Below are 21196 nucleotides of genomic sequence, written 5' to 3'. Positions count from 1 at the left end.
TCAGTCCGGGCAGTACTGCTCCCCCGTGGGCGCCACCGCGGCGACCGTCGACGGACGGCCCGGGAAGTGCTTCATGGGGCAAGGATGGCCGGGCTCGGTGGGGTACAGCTCCGGTAGCGCAGTCTGCCGGTGGCCGTTGTACACCTTCACCAACCTCAAGGCCCGGGCCGGTGGCGAGTGGGTACGAACCAGGGCGACCGCGCCCGTGGGACACCCGGGGCTGCTGCCGGGGGTTCGTTCGGTGGCGCCGGCATGGCGAGATGGTGTTGCAGATCGACATGGCGGAACTGGTGGACTGCTCCCACCTGCCGTAGTACGCCGCGTCGTTCGTGTGCGTCTGCCAGGAAGGTCGTCAGGTCGCGAGGTACGCACCGACGCAGTGCCAGATGGTGACGTGCGAGGTCGTAGTACCACCACGCGGTCTGGCTGAGTGCGGCAGCGAAGCCGATCGTCGCCCCGTACGCCAGGCCGCGGACGAGAATGTGGGCAGGGTTGAGCGCCATCCCCTCCGTGTGTGCGGTGCCGCGGGTGATGCCGTAAGAAAGTCCGCCGTTGAGTAGGTACGCGGCGCCGTAGCAGAGAAGGAACGCACTGCCCACCGCGAGCCCGACCGTGATCCACAGCTTCCGGAAGGTGCACCGGTCCTGGGCGAGGAGCGCGGCGGGACCGACGGCCGTGGCGAGGTCGGCGGGTTTGCCCCTCAGTCCGCGGGCAAGGCCGACGGCAAGGCCGTAGGCGCACACGAACGAGAGCATGTCCGCGTAGGAGTAGGCGGATTGGTCGTTGATCCGGGCCTGGATCTCGAGGACCGCCCAGTGGGTGACGCCCACGGCGGGGCCACTGACGCTGCCCACGGTGAAACCGCGCCAGTCCCAGGACCATTGCGTCCGGATCGCCGGTGCCGGATGGGGACGGCCCGCGGAGAGAGTGCTCGCCAGGGCGCCGGTGGCCCCGCCCGCCAGGCCGTACACCACCGCGTTCACCAGTGCACCGACGCTCGCGGCCGCGGGGCCGAAGACGGGCCGGAAGGAGAACCAGAGGGCACCGCCGGAGACGAGACCCACGGCGAAGCCGCGCCAGTCCCAGGACCAGCGCGGCTGGGATGCCCGGATCGCTCCGGCGCGCCGAGCCGTCAGCCTGCTGGACAGAGCGCCGACCACCCCGCCGGCGAAGCCGTACGCGAGTCCGTTCGCGATGGTGGTCATGAGCCCATGCGCATGCCCGGTGACGAGCGCGTTCGTCAATCCTTCCGCGACGCCTCCGGTAAGCCCTGCGGCAAGCCCGCAGCCGATGCCGCCCGCGATCCCGCCCGCCAGCCCCGCCACGACCGCGGCGGGCGGTCCGGTGAGCCATCCGCTGTCCAGGCCGACCACTGCGGCGATCAGCCGGCCCATCACTCCGGCGGTGAACCATGCCATGATCCCGACCGCCGCTCCGGCGGCCAGTTGGGCGGCGCGGGGCGGCAGAGCCCGGTGCAGCTGCCACCACGCCAGGTCGGTCGTTCCGCCGAGGGTGTGGGTCAAAAGTCGCGCCAGACAGGCGAGAGCGTGCCGGGCTCGCTGTGGAGACCACCGGCACGGATACCGGGGGTGCGGGCGGTAGGCCGCGGTGAGAAACGCGTCGAACAGGTGGGTCCGTACGGCCGCGCTGTCGGGGAAGCGTACGCGGTCACACAGCCGAGCCGGGTCGGGGAGCGTGGCGTCGTGCTCGCCTGGCCGCGGGTTGTACACCGTCCTGGCCAGGAAGAGCATCAGCGGTGTGTTCAGGGCCTCGGCCACGGGGGCCGGTGTGCCCAGGCGGCTGATCACCGGCTCCCAGCGGGCCGCCGCGGCGCCAGGTCCGCCCGCGTCCCTTCGCAAGTAGCCGGCGATGTCGGCGGCGGCTAGCGGCCGCAGCTCTACGGCGGCCGCGCCCACCAGCCGGATCGGTACTCCGGTGGCCGGGGTGAGCGTGTCGCGGTATTCCGCCACGCGGCTGGACAGCACGAGCGCCTGGCCGGGCGGAAGAGAGGTGTTGATCACGGCGAGTGCCTGGCCGCGTAACGATTGGGGGATCTCGTCAAAACCGTCCAGGATCGGCAGGATCAGTCCGCGCTCCAGCAGTGTCCGGGCATGGCTTGACTGGTCCGCGTGGGATGCCCCGGCGGGGCTGCCCAGGCCCGCGTAGTCCCGAGCGAGCCGTTCCGCCATCCAGGCGTCAAGGGGCTGCTCGGTGGGGTTCCAGGATGCCAGCGGGAACAGAACGGGGACCGCGCCGCCCTCCGCACGCTCCCCGATCAGGGCCAGCAGCAGGCGGATGAGCAGCACCGTCTTACCGGTTCCCGGTGGACCGAGGATCAGGAGCCGGCGGGTGGGCGTACGGCGCAGGAACACATCGGCGATCTGTCCGCCCGCCCCCGCCAGCCCGGCCGGGTCGGCCGCCCAGCCGGAGGGGTCGCAGGACCGTCCCGACGGCCACTGCGAGGCCATCTCCCGCAGCAGCGGCCAGGGTTCGGCCAGATCCGCGTGGGCGGCGTGCCAGGAAACCGGCAGCGGATAGGGGTCACTGATGCGCCGTACCCTAGCCTCGGCCTCCCACTGTCCACGCACCGCGACCGCCAACTGATCGGCGATGTACGGCGGTTCCCGGTCTGCTTCGCCGTCGGCATGGTCGGAACGGAAGGCCGCCCAGGACAGATACAGGCTCCCCAGAGACGGAAGGAGAGCCGTGACAATCCCAGCCGGCTGGAGATCGAAGCGGTGCGCCACCCATACGGCGGCGGCCGCCCCGCCTACTGCCAGGAGGATGAAGATGACACCGTCCCGCCGAGTCCGCCCGCTCATGCCCATGGCGGCATTGTCCGGTCGGGGTCAGGGGCGCATACGCGAAACGAGCCTTGCGCCCCACGTGGGGGTGACGGCCGGCCTGCTGGGCCCGTAGCTCCCGGGAGATCATTTTCCGTGCTTTTTCCCGGGATGGTGCTTGGGCTTTGGTTTCTGCTTGGGCGGCTTGTGGTGTTCAGGTTGTCCGGTTGCGGGGCTTTCGGGGTGTGGGGCTGTCGAATCCTGGGGTTTGACGTCAGGGGCTGGACCCGACGGGGTCAGGGGGCTGTGAGCCCGCGGGGGGGAGCCGGAGGGCGGTGCGGTCGGTTGGGGATGCGTCTTCGGAGCGCTCTCCGCTTCCGTGGTGGTCGGCGGCTGGGCGGTCGAGGTGGCCCGGTCGCCCCTGGTGGGCCGGTCGCCCCTGGTGGGCCGGTCGGCGCTGGTGGGCCGGTCGGCGCTGGTGTCACCGTGGTCGGTGGAGAGGGCCAGGGTCGCCCCCAGGACCGCCGTGAGGACTGCCGCGGCCGGGACCAGCACCCTGCGACGGGCGCGGCCGGGGCCTTGGCCACGCTGTGGCGGGGTGCCCGGCTTGGCCGTCGGCCGGGCGGGGGCCGGCCTGTTGGGTGTCAGCGCGGGCGAGAGGCTCCGGCCTCCCGGGGCCGTTTGCTGTCCGGTAAGCGGTCCGGTGTCCCGTCCGTCCATGCTCTCAACGGTGAGGGCGGTGCCGGGGTCGGCGAATCCTGCCGCAGGTGGTACGGGGCCCGGACCACGACCGAGGGCGTACAGCGCTTGGGCGCACCGGCCGGCGTTGGGACGTGCCTCCGGGTCGAGTGCTGTCATGGCACCCAGGAGGCGGGCCAGGCCCGGGGGCACCGAGGAGGGAATTTCGGGCTGTCGGTGAAGGCGAGCGATGGCGGCTTCCCATGGGGTTCCGTCGTATTCCAGTTGCCCCTTCAGACATTCCAGCAGCACCAGGCCGAGCGCGTAGACGTCGGCGGACGGCCCTGTGCCCTCGCCCCGGACCTGCTCCGGTGCCAGATACGCCGCGGTGCCTATCAGCGCTCCGGAGTCGGTGTGCCGGGTCGCGCCGATCATCCGCGAGATGCCGAAATCAGCCAGATGTGGGTTGCCCTCGGCGTCCAGCAGGACATTCGAGGGCCTGACGTCACGGTGCACGATTCCGGCGGTGTGCACATGGGAGAGAGCGGACGCGAGAGCGGCGCCGAGCTCGGCGACGTGCTCGGACGTCATGACCCCCGTCGATATGCGCTGGCCCAGAGTGGGGCCCTTGACCAGTTCCATGACCAGGTAGGCACGCTCTTTGTGCCGTCCCGCGTCGTAGACCGTGACCAGTCCCGGGTGCCGCATGCGCGCCAGAAGGACGGCTTCGTCGGCAAAGCGCTCTTCCATCTCCGCGTCGGAGCCGGGCCGGAAAATCTTGACGGCCACCGGTCGCCTGAGGCGAAGATCCACCCCTTGGTACACGTCGGCGACGCCTCCTGTACCGATTTTGGCGTCCAACCGGTATCGTCCGCCCACGACGTCGGCGGACACGCGGAGTGCCGACGGCACGATTGATCGGTGCGCCCTCATCTGGTCTCCGTTACTGTCACTACGAGCAGGTCCGAGCATCGACAATGCTTCGCGCCGTGTACCCACTTCGGCCCCGCACATCCACCCGAACCGGCCTCTGGTGCGGTGACCACATACGTTCACCGGACTCGGTGCCAGGGTTGTGGCATGACGTACACGGTGCTGATGTACGCCGATCCCGCAGCGACCGAAGCGATGTCTGCCGCAGAGCGCGCCGAGGTGTTCCGAGACACGAAGCGCAGCCCCTGGCCTCATCCGCGACAGGCTCTCGACTGACGGCCGTCGTCGACGCCGCGTTGGTCGACAAACCCGGCATAGAGATCACGACAGCCGCAGAACTGGCCGACGCGCTGGAGATGGCGGTCTGAGGGGCGCCCTGTCGGCGTCTCCACGAACGTCCATGGCTTGGCCGGGGCGGGCAGTGAGCGCGCTGTGCCGGGTGCCGGCGCCGGGGCCGGGGCCGGGGTCGACCGCACGGGCGTGATCCGCGTCGAGGATGCGCGTCGAGGATGCGCGACCACAGCAGATGACCGGCGTCCGAGGCCAGGGTGTCGGCGCGGCGGCCCTCACCATCCAGGGCCAGGAAGCCGACTCCCGGGATCCAGAAGTCGCCATGGAACCGCTCACGCAGCTGGGGGCGGCGGCGCCCTCGAGCTGTACCGCGGCGCAGGGCGTCGTAGGTGTAACCCCTGGGCCACGGCGATGGCGCCGGCGGAATGGGTCAGGAGGCGGCGTGGTGCCCGCCGGCGGATGGCTTCCCGGCGTCCTCCGCACGGTGGGCCTCGTCCTCGACGAGCAGGGAGAGCAGAGAGGCCACAGTGAGCCCGGCTTCGGCCGGGTGGCGCAGGACCTTCCCCGGCTCGATGCGATACGTGTTCGTGCGTCCCTCACGTGTGTGAGACAGGTAGCCGTCCTGCTCCAGGTCGGAAATGATCTTTTGGACGGCACGCTCCGTGAGCCTGCAGTGCGCGGCGATATCGCGAATGCGCACGTTCGGGTCATCGGCGATGGCAGCCAGCACGCGGGCGTGGTTGGTCAGGAACGTCCATCCAGTGTGCGGTTCAGGCACTCCGTCCATGGCTAGATGATATTGCCACAGACGCACGTACGTGAAAACATGAACCAGAGTTCGTGTAAATCTAGTCGTGTTACGTGCGCGGGGTCACCTTGGAAGGGGAGGCAGACAGGTGGGCACAGGAGAGGCCGCCACGCCGGAGTCCGGACATGGACCCCGGACGACGCCCAGGGATGCCGCCTCCGCGGGATCAGACGACTCGACCGCCCGACGCCAGCGGCAGACCTTCGTGACCGAGAGCTATCCGGAGGGGGCCCGGGTGGTGGTCGTGGTCCGTGGCGAATTGGACTACGACGCCATTGCCCCCCTGACGTACACCCTGCGGAACGCCCTCCACCGTTCTGTCCGAGGTGTTGATGTGGACCTGAGAGCGGTGAGGTTCTGGGACTGCTCAGCCCTCAATGTGCTGCTGCGCCTGCGTCAAGAGGCGCTGGCGGACGGCAGGACCGTCGCCATTCGCTCCCCCAGCCCCATAGTCAAGCGAGTGCTCGCGCTGACCGGCACATCGCCGCTGTTCGCCCATTCCAGAGGCGAAGCGGAGACACATCAGGAGATGTGACAGCAGCTGATGCCGACTGTTCGATATTCCTGGTGGGCGAGGGCGTGGTGCACGCCGCCGACGACGTGGCCGGGATCCGCTACTGTGCGGGCGCCACGGCCGACGGCGGCAACACCTACAACGTGGTGGACGTCGCCCTGGCCCGAGGCGTGGCCGCCCCCGACGCGTCGCTGGAGCGGAACCTCCACACCACATCCTCGTGTGGACTGTGTGGCAAGGCCGGCCTGGACGCGGTACGCACCTCGGCGGCGTGGTCGGTTGCCGAGGACCGGCTGCGCATCGGACCGGAGGTACTGGCGGCCCTCCCCGACCGGCTGCGGGCGGCCCAGCGGGTGTTCGACAGCACCGGCGGTCTGCACGCCGCCGGGTATGTGCTGCTGACCGGGGCCGTGCAGGTGCGCCAGGTGCTGGACGAGCTGTCCGCCGAGGCCCGGTTACGGCCGTCACCCCGGGTCGAGAGCGATTCAGTGGCCGCACTGTTCGCCCACGTCAGGACCGGCCGGTGGGCGGGCATGGTGCCGCACACCTGGCCGCACGTCTTCGGCATCCCGCACGGCATGCGGGCGGTGCCACTGGTCGAGCCCGCCCGGACGGGGCGGCCGGACCGGTGATCACCGCCCGGGAGCCGGGATCGGTCATGGCCCGCGCCCTGACCAAGATCGCACGGCACACCGAGGTCGCCGCCGCCCTGGAACGCCTCCCCGGGGATCCCGGGCCTCAGTGAATACCGGGTTGGATTCCGAGGTGGCGCAGTGCGGATGTTGCCGCTCCGGCGCCGCACATGCCGTGGGCTCCGGGGCCGGGCGGGGTGGCAGCCGAGCACAGGAACACTCCGGGCAGGCCGGTGCCGTACGGGTCGAGCGCGGGGCGGGCGCCGAGGAGGAGTTGGGCGATGGTCTTGGCTCCGGTGAGAATGTCGCCGCCGGCGAAGTTGGGGTTGGCCGCGGCGAAGTCGGCGGGCCGGGTGACCTGCCGGCCCACGATGCGTTCGCGAACGCCGGGGGCGAATCGCTCGATCTGCTCGAGGATCACTTCGGTGGCGTCTCCGTCGTAACCGTGCGGAACGTGGGCGTAGGCCCAGACGGGGTGTACGTCGCCGACCGACCGAGAGGGATCTGCCAGGTACTGCTGGCCGACCAGGACGAAGGGACGCCCGGGCATCCGTCCGGCCGCCACGTCTTTCTCCGCTTGAGCTACTTCGGCGAGCGGGCCGCCGAGGTGCACGGTGGCGGCACGTCGTGCGTGCTCGTTCGTCCAGGGCACGCCGCCCTCGACGGCAAGATCGATCTTGAACGCGCCGGGACCGCGGCGGAAGCGTTGGTAGGCGGCCCGCACACGGGCCGGCAGCCGGTCGCCGTAGATGGCGGCGACCTGGCCGGGGTCGAGGTCGAGGAGGGTCACGTCGGCGGGCGGGATCTGCGTGCAGCTGGTGATGCGCACGCCGGTGTGGATCGTGCCGCCGTGCTTGCGCAGCACGTTCTCCATGCTGCGGGCGATGGACTGTGAGCCGCCTTCGGCGACGGCCCATCCGGCGGCGTGGCCGGCGGTGAGGATGCCGAGTCCGACTGCCGAGCCGAGCGGGTGGGACAGCGGGCGGAATGCGTGCGTCGCGACGCCGGCCCACAGGGCTTGTGCCTGGGGGGTTGTGAAAAGGCGTGCGAGGACGGTGGCGGGCAGTACGGTCGGCAGACCGAAGCGCGCGAGCAGAATCGGGTGCGTTGGGATCCGCAGCAGGGGGCCCATCACGTCTTGGGCGAGCGCGTCCCAGTGGCGCACCGACGGCTCGATGAGTGCCCGGTAGCGGTTGCCGTCGGCTCCGAGCATGCGGGCGGTGTCCTCGACGGAGCGCAGGAGTACCCCGGCACTCCCGTCGTCCAGCGGGTGCACGCAGTCGATGTCCGCCAGCCGCCAGCGCAGCCCGTGACGCTCCAGGTCCAGAGAGCGAAGCGCCGGTGAGGTTACGGCCATGGGGTGGATGGCCGAGCAGTGGTCATGCAGCAGTCCGGGCAGGATGGCCTCGTGGCTGCGGGTGCCGCCGCCGACCTCGTCGGCGGCTTCCAGGAGGGTGACCTGCAGGCCGGCTGTGGCGAGCAGGGCCGCGGCGGCGAGCCCGTTGGGCCCGCCGCCGACGATGGCCGCGGACGTCATGACGCCGTGTCCAGGGGCGGCACGCCCGCGACGGAGCCATCGGCTTCCGCGGACCGCGCTTCGTTGGGCGTCGGCCGGAGCGGATGCGCAGACTGGACGCCGTAGACGGGGTAGTTGGGGCCGTCGGTGGGCCAGGGCTGCCGGGTCAGCATGTCGTGCACCTTGACGTGGCCGCGTTCGAGCAGGCCGAGGGCGGCGTCGTGGATCTCGTACGCCTGAGTCTGACGGTGGATGGGCTGGCCCTCCAGACAGATCACCCGGACGTCGCCGGGAGCGAAGCCGCACCGGGCCTGGACGGCGCGCAGCAGCTGGTCGTTGTGGAGGTGGCCCTCGCCGAAGTTCCAGCCGATCGCGAATCCGGCGATCAGTTCCCCGTCTACCACAACGACGTCGTCCTGGCCGGCGGTGACGCGGTCTATGAGTCCGTTGTGGGCGCGGCCGTGGGAGTGCATGGATCGCCAGCTCTGCGCCTTGCCGGCCATGAGCAGAGCGGTGTCAGCGTCGTAGAGGGCCTCCAGCTGGTGGGTGGGAAGCCGGCACGCCGCGGTCAGACCTCCTTCCAGGCGCGCCAGAGCATCGCCCGTGAACACCCAGGCGCTGGTGGCCCAGTTGCCCGCGTAGTAGCGCATCGCGGGCAGGAAAGACACGAGGTCGGGCCGTACGTTGCCGAGGATGGGCAGGAGCAGCAGGCTCGGCAGGATCACGGCGAGCAGCCAGGGCGATCGCAGGTCCCAGATCGTCAGGTCGCCGTGGGCACCGAAGAGGTAGAAGAGCGAGAAGATGAAGAAGAGATTCCATTCCAGTGGCACGCCCATGGGTACGGTCGAGAGGATATGGAGGTGGAAGACCGTCATGTAGAGCAGGGCCGCCCACGTCCACCAGCCGCCGTCGCCGAAGAACACCAGGTAGAGCGGGACGCCGTACTCGGTGGCGGTACCGACATGGGCGAGCACGAACGGCAGACGTGAGGGGCGCAGGTCGCGGGGGTAGTCGCGATAGAAGACCCGCTTGAGGCGGCCGGAGGGGATCAGCGGTGCGTTGCTCATCATGGTCGCCACCACGAACGGGAAGTGGTGGTTGAGCTTGGAGGTCGCCGCCCCCCACCACAGCGCCAGCATGACGAGCTGGAAGCCGATGAACATGTCGCCATAGGGGAAGAAGAAGATCAGCAGCGACAGCCAGTACTGCTCGCCACGCGCCCCGAGGAAGGCGGTCTTGTCCCGCAGGCCCAGCACCGCCAGACACGCGATGAGCGGCACGGCCGCCGGCGGATCGAGCAGGCCGACGTCACCGAAGCCTTCGATTCGGCTTCCGTCACCTGGCCGGCTCAGCAGCCACACACCCGAGGCGAGAACAGCGGCGTACAGCAGGACATCGACACCGGTACGGCGGTCACCGCGCGTCAGCGGTACCTTGTCCGGCCAGGGAGGGAGCCGGATTGTCCCCGGCCGAAGCCAGTACAGGATCGATGCGATCGGCGGGTTGAAGCGGGACGAGAGCGGGCCGGATCCGCAGCCCAGGCCGACCACCTCCCACAGGAGCGTGAAGACGATCAGCTTCTGGTAGACGATCGGTTCGGACCACCAGGAGGCGGCCTCGGCGACCGGTCCCAGCCCCGGGGTCAGCGAGATCACGAGCGCCGCGCCCCCGGCATAGAGCAGGCATTTGGCGACGTAGAACAGGTACACCGCGTAGGGGCTGCCGAAGCCGTGCTCGACCCAGTGCCGGGTGAGCAGCTTCAGGCGCTCCTGGCGCGGCAGGGTACGGAATGTGTCGGCGTCGACCGGCGGCAGCTGGGGTTTCATGAAGCCCATGACGATTACACCTTTGCGTCTCGTTGGGGCCGTGCCGAGGCTCAGTGGGCGGGCATGAGCGCCTGGCGGCGCAGCATGGGCTTGTCGATCTTGCCGACGGGGTTCTTCAGGACCTCGGGGACGATGAAGACCTCGGCAGGCTGCTTGTAGGGGGCGAGTCGCGCCGTGAGGAACGCGGTGATGCCGGCCGGGGAGGTCTCTGCGCCGTCCCGCACGGACACGAAGGCCACCGGCACTTCACCCAGCACGTCGTCGGGGCGTCCTACCACGGCGGCCTCGAGAACGGCCGGGTGGTCGTGCAGGACGGTCTCGATCTCCTTGGGGTAGATGTTCTCCCCGCCTCGGATGATCATGTCTTTCACGCGGTCGACGAGGACCAGATAGCCGTCTTCGTCGAGCCGGCCCAAGTCGCCGGTGTGCAGCCAGCCGTCCCGGATGGTTTTGGCGGTCTCCTCCGGCCTGCCCAGGTAGCCGCGCATCACGGTCGGGCCGCAGATGACAACCTCCCCGACGCCGCCGTCGGTGATCAGCCGACCGTCCTCACCCATGATCGCCACGGTCTGGTTGGGCAGCGGCAGCCCGACCGTGCCGGGCTTGCGCAAGCCGTCCAGCGGGTTGGACGTCGAAGCGCAGGTCGCCTCGGAGAGCCCGTATCCCTCAATCAGCTGCACGCCGAACCGCTGCTCCACCACGTCGATGAGCTGCGGAGGCATGGGAGCCGCGCCGCAGACGACGAAGCGGAGCGAGGAGGTGTCCGGCTGCACCTCGGGGGGCAGGTTCGCCAGCATCGCGTAGATCGCCGGGACACCCGAGAAACAGGTGGGGCGGGCCTTTTCCAATGCCGTGAAGAAGCCTTTGGCGCTGAAGCGTCCCACGATGGTGGCCCGGCCGCCCGCACGCAGCGGCGACAGGATGCCGACGACGATGCCGTTGACGTGGAACAGCGGCAGGATGACGAGGCTGTGCTCGGCCTCGGTCAGCTTCATCGACTCGACCATGGCGGCGGTCATCGCGTCAATGTTGCGATGGAGCAGCGCGACGCCCTTGGGGCGTCCGGTGGTGCCGCTGGTGTAGATCACCAGGGCGAGATCGTCTCCCCCGGTGTCCGGATCAGCGGGCAGCTCGGGCAGGGCGGCCACCTGTGGAGCCGGTCCGGCCAGTTCCGCCGGCGTCAGGACGGTGACGGACTCGGGGACGGCCTCGGAGACACCGGTTGGCGGTTCCTCCGCGACGAGCATCTTGGCTCGGGCATCCTCAAGCTGGTAGCGCGTCTCCGCCGCGGTCAGCGCCGGGTTGACCGGGGTGAGCGCGGCTCCCAGCCGCCAGGCGGCGAACAGGGCCACCACCAGTTCGACCCTGTTGGGGAGCTTGGCCGCGACGATGTCTCCCGGGCCAAGTCCCTGGCCGGCGAAGTGGCGGGCATACCGATCGATCAGGTCCGCGAAGGCGGCATTCGACAGGCTGCCGTGCGCCTCGTCGGCGACGGCCGGCGCGTCAGGGGCCTGTTCGCGGCGCACAGCAGGCAGGCAACTCAAGTTCATGCGGGCTTGCACCTCAGAGGTGAGTCGATGGATGAATCCAGGCGAACGTAGGGCCCGCCGCGTCACGGCGACGACGGGTGCGCGTCACAAGATGTGCGCCGCCTTTCGTATCGCGGGCACAAACGCGGGCGAGAGGTCGGCGGCGTAAAGTCCGTGCATGCCGTGCATGCCGACAGAACACTCGTTGGCCCTCGACCACGGCGCTGCCATGCGTTCCCTGCTCGCTGCCCTGGCATACGCCCGTGTGCCGGCCCAGCGCGACGTTCCTCTTCGTCGACCAGATCCGCGAGCAGGTCGGGCGCGCCTGTGAACAAGGGCGCGAACGGTGGGAACGTATCCGGGGCCTTCCCCTCACTCTTGGACGCGATCCAAATGGCGGCCTCCCGGTCAGACGCCGACACTGAGGGGCAGCAGCACCTGAGGACAGGTGAGCCATGAGCACCATCGACGAGACGATTGAGGTCGCGGTCCCGGTACGTACCGCCTACAACCAGTGGACCCAGTTCAAGAGCTTTCCGCGGTTCATGTACGCGGTGAAGAGGGTCGAGCAGGTCAGACCCACTATCACCCATTGGGTTATCGGGTTCGGCCCGGTGCGTCGCGAGTTCGAGGCGGAAATCGTGGAGCAGCGGCCGGACTCCTTTCTCGCCTGGCGGAGCCTGGATCGGCGCCCCTCCCACTGGGGTGAGGTGTCGTTCCGCTCCATGGCACCGGACCGTGCCGCGGTCACCATGCGCATGGAGCTCAGGCCGCGCGGAGTCGCAGCCTTCCTCACGGCCGCTTCCTCGGGTCTCACGCGCCGTGTGGTCCGAAACGAACTCGGGCACTTCAAAGAGTTCATCGAGGGCCTGGGGGAAGAGAGCGGGGCCTGGCGCGGGGCCATCCACAACGGACACGTACAGCCCGCGGAAGCGGAACCGCCAAGGAGCCGGGTTGCTCGCTGGCCCGTCGGCTGACCCGCGTACGAGAGAGCGAGACTCACCTGATGAAGAAGGCGCCGAGGCAAGAGCCCAAGGAACGGCTTTCCGTGACTCCGCCCAAGAAGTGGGCGGCGGGAGTGCCCGCGGTGACACACGCGCTGGAGTACTCCCTCGACGAGACGACGGCCCGGCGAACGGCAACGACGCTGCTGACCATGAACCAGGTGAACGGCATCGACTGCCCCGGCTGCGCCTGGGCCGACCCCGCCCCCGGCCATAGGCACCGCAACGAGTACTGCGAGAACGGCGCCAAACACATCAACGACGAGGCGACAGCGCGGCGCGTCACCGCCGACTTCTTCCGCACGCATGCGGTCTCCGAGCTGGGCCGGTGTTCCGACCTGTGGCTGAACCAGCAGGGCCGGCTCACCGAACCGATGGTCAAGCGGCCGGATTCGGATCATTACGAGCCGATCAGCTGGCATGACGCCCTGGATCTGCTCGCCGCGGAATTGAAGTCGCTGGACTCCCCCGACGAGGCGGTCTTCTACACCTCGGGCCGGGCCAGCAACGAGTCCGCTTTCGTCCTGCAGCTCTTCGCCAGGGCTTTCGGCACCAACAACTTGCCCGACTGCAGCAATCTGTGCCATGAATCCAGCGGCTTCGCCCTGTACGAGACCTTGGGCACGGGCAAAGGCACGGTGAGCCTGGATGACGTGCACCACGCCGACCTGATCTTCCTGGTGGGGCAGAATCCCGGAAGCAACCATCCGCGCCAGCTCTCCGCGCTGGAGCAGGCCAAACGCAACGGCGGCCGCATCATCGCGGTGAACGCCCTGCCGGAAGCCGGCCTGCTGCGGTTCAAGAACCCGCAGCAGGCACGCGGGGTGATCGGACGCGGTACCCAGATCGCCGATCGGTTCCTCCATATCCGTTGCGGCGGCGACCTGGCGCTGTTCCAGGGCCTGAACCGGCTGCTGCTGGAGGCGGAGGACGCCCGGCCAGGCACCGTACTCGACCACGACTTCATCCGCTCCAGTACCAGCGGCTTCGAGGAGTTCACCCAGCACGTCCGCACCATCGCCTGGGACGACATCCTCACCGCGACCGGACTGACCCGCCAGGAGATCGAGGAGGTCCGGGACGATGTCCTGCGCAGCAAGCGCATCATCGTCTGCTGGGCCATGGGGGTGACGCAGCAGAGGCATGGCGTCCCCACCGTCAGGGAGATGGTGAACTTCCTGTTGCTGCGCGGAAACCTCGGCAGGGCCGGAGCCGGGGCCTGCCCGGTGCGGGGGCACAGCAACGTGCAGGGCGACCGCACGATGGGCGTCTGGGAGCAAATGCCGGACTCCTTCCTGGACGCGCTGCGGCAAGAGTTCGGCTTCGATCCGCCTCGTGCCCACGGGCTGGACTCGGTGAACTCGATCAGGGCCATGCGCGAGGGCCGGATCAAGGTCTTCCTCTCACTCGCGGGCAACTTCGTCCGGGCCGCTCCGGACAGTGAGGTCACCGAGGAGGCCATGCGGCGATGCCGCCTCACCGCGCAGATCTCCACCAAGCTCAACAGGTCGCACACGGTCTGCGGCCGGACCGCACTCATCCTGCCGACCCTGGGCCGCACCGAACGGGACATCCAGTCCAGCGGCGAGCAGTTCGTCACCGTGGAGAACTCGATGAGCGAGGTGCACACCTCCTATGGGCGCCTGGAGCCGGCCTCCAGGCTGCTGCTCAGCGAAGTCGCCATCCTGTGCCGGCTCGCGCGCCACACCCTCGACGGCAAGGCCGGCATCCCGTGGCATCGGTTCGAGGCCGACTACGGGGCGATCCGTCACCGCATCGCCCACGTCGTTCCGGGGTTCCACGACTTCAACCGGCGGGTGGCCCGCCCCGGTGGCATCAGGCTGCCGAACCCGGTCAACGAGGGGGTCTTCGCCACCTCCGTCGGCAAGGCCCTGTTCACCTGCAACGCCTGGGACATGTTGCAAGCCCCCGAAGGGCACCTGGTGCTGCAGACCCTGCGCTCCCACGACCAGTGGAACACCATTCCCTACACGGAGAACGACCGCTACCGGGGCATCCACGGGCGCCGCAGAGTGGTGCTGGTCAACCCGACGGACCTGAACGAACTCGGTCTGGCCAAAGGACAGTTCGTCGACCTGGTGGGAGTGTGGACCGACGATGTGGAGCGCCGCGCGGAGGACTTCGAGGTGGTCCCGTATCCGACCACACGCGGCTGCGCCGCCACGTACTACCCGGAGACCAACGTCCTGGTGCCGCTCGACAGCGTGGCCGAGATCAGCAACCAACCGACGTCAAAGGGGATCGTGGTCCGGCTGGAGCCCACAAGCTCCCGGCCGAGCGTTTCCCTGCCATGAGGGATCGGGCACACACACGTCGTCTCCGTCGGAGCCCCGGCCGGCCGCGCCGGGGATCCGTCACCCGCTAAGGGAGGCGCCCGGCTCCGGGGCCGTCAATCTCGCTCTCCATGACTTTCTTCCTGTGCCTCGACATTGGTGGTGAGGGCGTCACCCGCCGTTGTCGTCGAGGCGATGGAAGGTCACCACGCCGGCCTGCTTCGCTTCCCCGTCCACGGTCGTCCAGGCGACCCGCTCGTCGGGGATCTGCTCGGTGATCTTCGCGTCGAACTCCCGCTGGACGCCGTCGATCTTCGTCACCCAGTGGGTGAGGGTGTCGGTGCGCTGCTCGACGCGCTCCACGCCCTCCATGAACTCGGGGAAGGTCTCGAACTGGGTCCACTGGTTGTAGGTCGTGCGGACCGGGACGTTGACCTCGATGGACTCCTCCACCTGCGACGTGCGGCGCTCTCCTTCGTCTTCGGTTCGTTGCGGGTCCACAGTGAACGGGTCCGGTCGGGGCAGCCGGTCAGCCCACGGACACGGGACGGGCGGCCCGCCTGCCGCGTCAGGGTCCGATCGGCTTCACGCAGTCCCGCCGGCGACCCTATGAACGGCAAGTATCCGAATGTCACCGGCCTACACCCAAGATCACCGATCTGAGCCCCCGTCATACGCCATGAGGGCAAGCCGTCTTGCGCCGCGCCCACATGCCGTCGTCGGCCAGCGGTGCCGCGGCGATGTCCCGGAGGCGCTTCGGCGGAGCGTTACCCCCGACGGGGTGCACGGCCGCCCGGCTTCTCCGATTCCAGGACCGTCATGACCACATCGCGGTGGAAGCCGCGGATGTGTTCCTCCACGAGATCGCCGGCCCGCTCGGGCTGCCGCTCGACGATGGCGTCGTAGATGGCGTGGTGTTCCGCCCGCAGCCGCGCGGCCACCGCTTCCCAGTCGGAAATCTTGTGGAACGCCGTGAGCAGGGTGAGCCGCACGGCATTGCGGACGGCGATCGTCATGTCGGCCATCAGCCGGTTGCCACCCGCCTCGGCGATGGCGACGTGGAACTCGGTGTCGTGGTCGTTGAACTGCTCGCGGGGCATTCCGGCCTCGTCCATGCGGACGAGCGGAGCCCGCATGCGGGCGAGATCGTCCTCGGTGGCGCGTTCGGCGGCGAGCCGAGCACTCGACCGCTCCAGCGTGGCCCGGGCCTCGATGACATCCATGAGCGGGAAGTTCGCCAGTGCCATGTGGAAACGCAGCAGCTGGCTGAGGCCATCGCTCGGCATGGCGGCGATCACGCTGCCGGAGGCAGGCCCCGTGCCCACCCGGGACCTGAGTACGCCTTGTGCTTCCAGGACGCGCAGGGCCTCGCGGACGGCGGCCCGGCTCACTCCCAGGAGTTCGACGAGCTCGCGTTCCGGTGGCAGCCGGTCACCGACGCGCAGGTTGCCCGCCAGAATCTGCTCCTCGATCCGGGCGAGGACGAGCTCGAAGGTCCTGGAGCGCGGCACCGGCTCCCAGGCTGCGGTCATATCAGCCATGGCGGCCCTTTCCCCCTGCATCGGTTGCATCACCAGGCGTGATGACGATCTTCCCTCTCCCATCTGATCCTACTCTTTAGGAGACCGACCTTTGGTCTGACCATAGAAAATTCTGGCGTCGACCCCTGGACAGCCGATCGCCACCGTGCCTAGCGTGGAAGAAACCAAGGCATGGTCTGACCAAACACACACTGAGGGTCCCATGTATCTTCCCGATCTCTCTCCCGTCGCCGACAGCCTCGCGCTCTCATCGCTCGTCGCCGCCCTGCCGCTCTTCACTCTCTTCCTCCTGCTCGGCGGGGTGCGGCTGAAGGCCCACTGGGCCGGTCTCGCCTCCCTGGCCGTGGCCATCGTCATCGCCGTGGCGGCGTACGGGATGCCCACGCGTCTCGCGTTGCTGTCCGCGAGCCAGGGAGCGGCCTTCGGCCTCTTCCCGATCATGTGGATCGTTGTCACCGCCATCTGGATCTATCAACTGACGGTGGTCAGCGGCCGTTTCGAGGATCTGCGCCGGGCTTTCGGCCTGATCAGCGATGACCCACGGATCCAGGCAATGATCATCGCCTTCTGCTTCGGCGGCCTGCTCGAGGCGCTGGCAGGGTTCGGCGCCCCGGTGGCGATCACTGGCGTCATGCTCATGGCGCTGGGCTTCGCCCCCATGCGGGCGGCGATCACCGTGCTGGTGGCCAATACCGCCCCCGTCGCGTTCGGCGCGATCGCGATCCCGATCATCACTGCCGGGGACCTCACCAAGATCCCGTACACCGAGATCGGTGCCTATGTCGGCCGTCAGACCCCCCTGCTCGCGCTCTTCGTGCCGCTTCTGCTGAGCGCGCTCGTCGACGGCCGCCGCGGGATGCGCCAGACCTGGCCGGCCGCCCTCGTGTGCGGCGTGGTCTTCGCGCTGGCCCAGTTCAGCAGCGCCAACTACATCTCCGTGGAGCTCACCGACATCATCGCCTCCCTTGCGGGCCTGGCCGCGCTGGTGCTCTTCCTGCGCGTGTGGCAGCCACAGGGCGGTGAGCAGTCCAGAGCCGATCTGAGGGCAGAGGCCCAGGCCGAGCGCCTGGCGAGTGAGAGCGGCTCCGGACAGACCGGCGCACCCAGGGCCGGAAGGGGTGGCGGGTCCTCGGACACATCCGCCCCCGTCGGCACGGCAACGCGTGCGCGCCCGGCCCCACAGGGTGCGGCGGGCAGCGGCAGCCGCGTGCTCATGGCCTTTCTGCCCTACCTCATCGTGATCGCGGTCTTCTCCATGGCGAAGCTGTGGACGCCCGTCAAGGAGTTCCTCACGAAGACGGACCTCAAGGTCGGCTGGCCCGGGCTCGACGGACAGGTGCTCACCGCGGCGGGCAAGGCGTCGGCCACCACCGTCTACACCTTCCCGTGGCTCTCCTCTCCCGGCACGCTGCTCCTGCTGTCCGGGCTGATCGTGGCCGCCGTATACCGGGTCGGCCCAGCGGTCACCGCCCGCGAGTTCGCGGCAACGGTGCACAAGCTGCGCTGGGCGCTGCTCACGGTCGCCTCCGTCCTCGCCCTCGCCTATGTGATGAACCTGTCGGGACAGACCATCACCGTCGGCACATGGATCGCCGGCACGGGTGCCGCGTTCGCCTTCCTCTCACCGACCCTGGGCTGGCTGGGAACGGCGGTCACCGGTTCCGACACCTCGGCCAACGCCCTGTTCGCCACCCTCCAGCAGACCGCCGCGAACAAGGCCGGGCTGGACCCGACGCTGCTCGTCGCGGCCAACACCTCCGGTGGCGTCGTCGGCAAGATGATCAGCCCGCAGAACCTCACGATCGCCGCCACCGCGGTCGGCCTCGTCGGCCGGGAGTCGACGCTCTTCCGGGGAGCGATCAAGTGGAGTCTGCTGCTCCTGCTGGCCCTGAGCGTGCTGGTCTTCCTCCAGTCCAACGTCCTCGCCTGGATGCTCCCGTGAACGCCACCGCGCCGTCGCCGCGCTCCCCAGAAGCCATGCGCGTCGCCTTGTTCATCACCTGCTTCAACGACAGTTTGTTCCCGGAGACCGGCCGGGCCACGGTGCGGCTGCTGGAGCGGCTGGGCTGCCGGGTGGAGTTCCCCCTGGCACAGACCTGCTGCGGCCAGATGCACTTCAACACCGGTTACCAGCGCGAATGCGTGCCCCTGGTACGACACTTCACCGAGGTCTTCGCCGGTTACGACGCCGTCGTGACCCCTTCCGGGTCGTGCGCCGGGATGGTGCGCGACCACCACGGACGGGTGGCGCGGGTGGCGGGCGACCCGCGGCTGTCCTCCGCCGTGGCGGACATGCCGCCGGTCTACGAGCTGTCGGAGTTCCTCGTCGACGCCCTGGGCGTCACCGACGTCGGGGCCTACTTCCCGCACCGGGTCACCTATCACCCGACGTGCCACTCGCTGCGCATGCTCGGCGTGGCCGAGAAACCGCTGGCCCTGCTGCGGGCCGTACGCGGCATTGATTTGGTGGAGTTGCCCGCGGCCGAGCAGTGCTGCGGCTTCGGAGGCACGTTCGCGCTGAAGAACGCCGACACCTCGGTGGCGATGTGCGCCGACAAGGCGGGGCATGTGCTCGCGACCGGAGCGGAAGTGCTGTCAGCGGGCGACAACTCCTGCCTGATGCACATCGGCGGGGCGCTGTCCCGGCTCCGCACCGGCGTGCGCACCCTGCATCTCGCCGAGATCCTCGCCTCCACCGAGGAGGAACCGGAAAGGATGAAGTCCCCATGAGCGACACGACGTTCCTCGGTATGCCGGCGTTCCCGAACGCGGCGCGAGGCGCTCTCGCCGACGCTCAGCTGCGCCGCAACCTCGCGTACGCCACCGGAACCATCCGTGAGAAGCGGGCGGCCGCCGTAAAGGAGCTGGACGACTGGGAGCAACTGCGCGAAGCCGGTCGTGCCGTCAAAGAGCGCACCCTGCGCCATCTGGACCACTATCTGCCGCAGCTCGAGGAGCGGGTGATCGCGGCAGGCGGACAGGTGCACTGGGCGCGCGACGCCCAGGAAGCCTGCCGCATCGTCGTCGGCCTCGTCCACGACACCGGTGAGCGTGAGGTCGTCAAGGTCAAGTCGATGGCCACGCAGGAGATCGGCCTCAACGCCGCGCTGGCCCGGGCGGGCATCGCCGCGTACGAGACCGACCTCGCCGAACTGATCGTCCAGCTCGGCGAGGACCAGCCCTCGCACCTCCTGGTCCCGGCCATCCACCGCAACCGGGCGGAGATCAGGGAGATCTTCCTGCGCAGGATGGCCGAGCGCGGCACCCCGGCACCCGCCGGTCTCGGTGACGATCCGCACGAGCTGGCGGAAGCGGCCCGGCTGCATCTGCGGGACACGTTCCTGCGGGCCAAGGTCGCCGTCTCCGGCGCCAACTTCCTGGTCGCCGAGACCGGCACCGCCGTGGTGGTGGAGTCCGAGGGCAACGGGCGGATGTGCCTGACGCTCCCCGAGACCCTGATCTCCGTGGTGGGCATCGAGAAGGTGGTGCCGACCTGGCGTGACCTGGAGGTGTTTCTGCAGCTCCTGCCCCGCTCCGCCACCGGCGAGCGGATGAACCCGTACACCTCCACCTGGACCGGCACCACCGACGGCGACGGGCCGCGCGCCTTCCACCTCGTCCTCCTGGACGCCGGAAGGACCGCCACGCTCGCCGACCCCGTCGGCCGGCAGGCGCTCAACTGCATCCGCTGCTCCGCCTGCCTGAACGTCTGCCCGGTGTACGAGCGGGTGGGCGGACACACCTACGGATCCGTCTACTCCGGCCCGATCGGCGCGATCCTCAACCCCCAGCTGCGCGGAACGACCTCGGAGGTGGACCGCTCCCTGCCCTACGCCTCGACCCTGTGCGGTGCCTGTTACGAGGTCTGCCCCGTCAAGATCGACATTCCGGAGGTTCTGGTCCACCTGCGCGCGAGGATGGTCGACGAAAGCCGCTTCCGACCGCTGCCGAAGCCGGAACGACTGGCCATGTCCGCCGCCCGCTGGGTGCTCTCACGCCCGGCGCGGCTCGCCGCGGCCCAGCGAGCGGGCTCAGTGGCCGGACGCCTGATAGGACGCAACGGGCGCATCACCCGTCTGCCCCGTCCCCTGTCCGGCTGGACCGACGCCCGCGACATCCCATCGCCGCCACCGGAAAGCTTCCGAACCTGGTGGAAGAGAAACCGATGACGAACGCACGTAACGAGATACTCGACCGCGTCCGCCGGGCCCTCGGCGACGTACCGAACGAAGAACGCCCCGAGGACGTGCCCGTGCCGCGGCTCTACACCTCGGGCGGTACGCCGGCCGCCGGGTCCCCCGACGCCGTGAAACTGCTGATGGAACGACTGGCCGACTACGGCGCCTCGGTCCGGCCGGTGACCGCCGACCAGGTCGCCGACGCCGTCGCGCAAGCGGTCTCCGCCCGCGGCGCGCCGTGCGTGGTGGTGCCTCGAGGCTTCCCTCCACAGTGGCGAGCCGGGCTCGCTCCGGAGCGAGTACTGAGCGACCAGCCTTGGCTGCCCGTCGCCGAACTGGACCGCGTCGGCGGCGCGGTCACGACCGTCGCCACCGCGATCGCCCACACCGGCACGCTGGTCCTCGACGGGGGCCCGGGACAAGGGCGGCGGGCCCTCACGCTGGTGCCCGACTACCACCTGTGCGTGGTGCGCGCCGAGCAGGTCGTCGCATCCGTGCCGGAGGCACTGGCCAGGCTCGATCCGGCCCGGCCGCTCACCTTCATCTCAGGCCCGTCGGCGACCAGTGACATCGAACTCGACCGGGTCGAAGGGGTGCACGGACCGCGCACGCTGGAGGCCCTCGTCATCTGTGATCCCCTCATCAGTCCCCTTTCTGCAACGGAGTAGT

The 21196-nt window shown here is 69.4% G+C and carries 15 protein-coding genes and 2 pseudogenes; 9 read left to right on the top strand and 8 right to left on the bottom strand.

Annotated elements, in window-relative coordinates:
* Window positions 1–155: 155 nt before the first annotated feature.
* Window positions 156–2828 (bottom strand): NACHT domain-containing protein, encoded by a 2673-nt coding sequence (locus ABZU99_RS04115; RefSeq protein ID WP_356047916.1) that lies wholly within the window; start codon window positions 2826–2828, stop codon window positions 156–158.
* Between the two features lie 102 nt (window positions 2829–2930).
* Window positions 2931–4394, bottom strand: a complete 1464-nt coding sequence (locus tag ABZU99_RS04110; protein ID WP_356047914.1) for a protein kinase — start codon at window positions 4392–4394, stop codon at window positions 2931–2933.
* 147 nt (window positions 4395–4541) lie between these two features.
* On the opposite strand from ABZU99_RS04110, the gene ABZU99_RS04105 reads away from it, so the two are divergent.
* Complete coding sequence (locus ABZU99_RS04105; protein ID WP_355950802.1) at window positions 4542–4670, top strand: hypothetical protein; 129 nt, start codon at window positions 4542–4544, stop codon at window positions 4668–4670.
* A 445-nt stretch (window positions 4671–5115) separates the two neighbouring features.
* Here the strand turns inward: ABZU99_RS04105 and ABZU99_RS04100 are convergent, their stop codons facing one another.
* Complete coding sequence (locus ABZU99_RS04100) at window positions 5116–5472, bottom strand: helix-turn-helix domain-containing protein (RefSeq protein WP_355950800.1); 357 nt, start codon at window positions 5470–5472, stop codon at window positions 5116–5118.
* A 226-nt stretch (window positions 5473–5698) separates the two neighbouring features.
* Here ABZU99_RS04100 and ABZU99_RS04095 point away from each other — a divergent pair, with 226 nt between their 5' ends.
* Both ABZU99_RS04095 and ABZU99_RS04090 read left to right on the top strand, forming a co-directional pair.
* Window positions 5699–6028 (top strand): STAS domain-containing protein, encoded by a 330-nt coding sequence (locus ABZU99_RS04095; RefSeq protein ID WP_356047912.1) that lies wholly within the window; start codon window positions 5699–5701, stop codon window positions 6026–6028.
* Window positions 6025–6393: pseudogene (locus ABZU99_RS04090) on the top strand (formate dehydrogenase accessory sulfurtransferase FdhD); the annotation flags it as partial. The gene ABZU99_RS04095 and the pseudogene ABZU99_RS04090, both read left to right, overlap by 4 nt.
* A 352-nt stretch (window positions 6394–6745) precedes the next feature.
* Here the strand turns inward: ABZU99_RS04090 and ABZU99_RS04085 are convergent.
* Genes ABZU99_RS04085 through ABZU99_RS04075 form a run of 3 tightly spaced genes read right to left on the bottom strand, consistent with a single transcriptional unit; the run spans window position 6746 to window position 11531 of the window.
* Window positions 6746–8176 carry an NAD(P)/FAD-dependent oxidoreductase gene (locus tag ABZU99_RS04085; RefSeq protein ID WP_356047910.1) on the bottom strand — a complete coding sequence of 477 codons (1431 nt, stop codon included), beginning with the start codon at window positions 8174–8176 and terminating at the stop codon, window positions 6746–6748.
* Window positions 8173–9990 carry a DUF3556 domain-containing protein gene (locus tag ABZU99_RS04080; RefSeq protein ID WP_356047908.1) on the bottom strand — a complete coding sequence of 606 codons (1818 nt, stop codon included), beginning with the start codon at window positions 9988–9990 and terminating at the stop codon, window positions 8173–8175. Before ABZU99_RS04080 ends, ABZU99_RS04085 begins: the two co-directional genes overlap by 4 nt.
* Window positions 9991–10031: 41 nt before the next feature.
* Window positions 10032–11531 carry an AMP-binding protein gene (locus ABZU99_RS04075; RefSeq protein ID WP_356047906.1) on the bottom strand — a complete coding sequence of 500 codons (1500 nt, stop codon included), beginning with the start codon at window positions 11529–11531 and terminating at the stop codon, window positions 10032–10034.
* Between the two features lie 434 nt (window positions 11532–11965).
* Here ABZU99_RS04075 and ABZU99_RS04070 point away from each other — a divergent pair, with 434 nt between their 5' ends.
* Entirely contained in the window at window positions 11966–12487 is a 522-nt protein-coding gene (locus tag ABZU99_RS04070; RefSeq protein WP_355950788.1) for an SRPBCC family protein, read from the top strand.
* 29 nt (window positions 12488–12516) lie between these two features.
* The gene (locus ABZU99_RS04065; protein ID WP_355950785.1) at window positions 12517–14829 is read left to right on the top strand and encodes an FdhF/YdeP family oxidoreductase; all 2313 of its coding nucleotides are present in this window, start codon (window positions 12517–12519) and stop codon (window positions 14827–14829) included.
* Between the two features lie 165 nt (window positions 14830–14994).
* Here the strand turns inward: ABZU99_RS04065 and ABZU99_RS04060 are convergent.
* Window positions 14995–15309 (bottom strand): annotated as a pseudogene (locus tag ABZU99_RS04060) (SRPBCC family protein); the annotation flags it as partial.
* 266 nt (window positions 15310–15575) lie between these two features.
* Window positions 15576–16349 carry a FadR/GntR family transcriptional regulator gene (locus ABZU99_RS04055; RefSeq protein ID WP_355951897.1) on the bottom strand — a complete coding sequence of 258 codons (774 nt, stop codon included), beginning with the start codon at window positions 16347–16349 and terminating at the stop codon, window positions 15576–15578.
* A gap of 202 nt (window positions 16350–16551) precedes the next feature.
* Between ABZU99_RS04055 and ABZU99_RS04050 the strand changes: the two genes are divergently transcribed.
* The 4 genes from ABZU99_RS04050 to ABZU99_RS04035 are packed head-to-tail and all read left to right on the top strand — an operon-like array spanning window position 16552 to window position 21195.
* Window positions 16552–18291 carry an L-lactate permease gene (locus tag ABZU99_RS04050; RefSeq protein WP_356047903.1) on the top strand — a complete coding sequence of 580 codons (1740 nt, stop codon included), beginning with the start codon at window positions 16552–16554 and terminating at the stop codon, window positions 18289–18291.
* Between the two features lie 35 nt (window positions 18292–18326).
* Window positions 18327–19079: a (Fe-S)-binding protein gene (locus ABZU99_RS04045; protein WP_355951906.1), complete on the top strand. Its 753-nt coding sequence runs from the start codon at window positions 18327–18329 to the stop codon at window positions 19077–19079.
* Complete coding sequence (locus ABZU99_RS04040; RefSeq protein ID WP_356047901.1) at window positions 19076–20518, top strand: lactate utilization protein B; 1443 nt, start codon at window positions 19076–19078, stop codon at window positions 20516–20518. The genes ABZU99_RS04045 and ABZU99_RS04040 overlap by 4 nt, the downstream gene beginning before the upstream one ends.
* Entirely contained in the window at window positions 20515–21195 is a 681-nt protein-coding gene (locus ABZU99_RS04035; RefSeq protein ID WP_355951889.1) for an LUD domain-containing protein, read from the top strand. Before ABZU99_RS04040 ends, ABZU99_RS04035 begins: the two co-directional genes overlap by 4 nt.
* Window position 21196: the final 1 nt, after the last annotated feature.

This window comes from Streptomyces sp. NPDC005266 (assembly GCF_040607655.1).
Lineage (GTDB): Bacteria > Actinomycetota > Actinomycetes > Streptomycetales > Streptomycetaceae > Streptomyces.
Note: the sequence above shows the minus strand (reverse complement) of the source record. Positions and strands in the feature narration are given on the sequence as shown.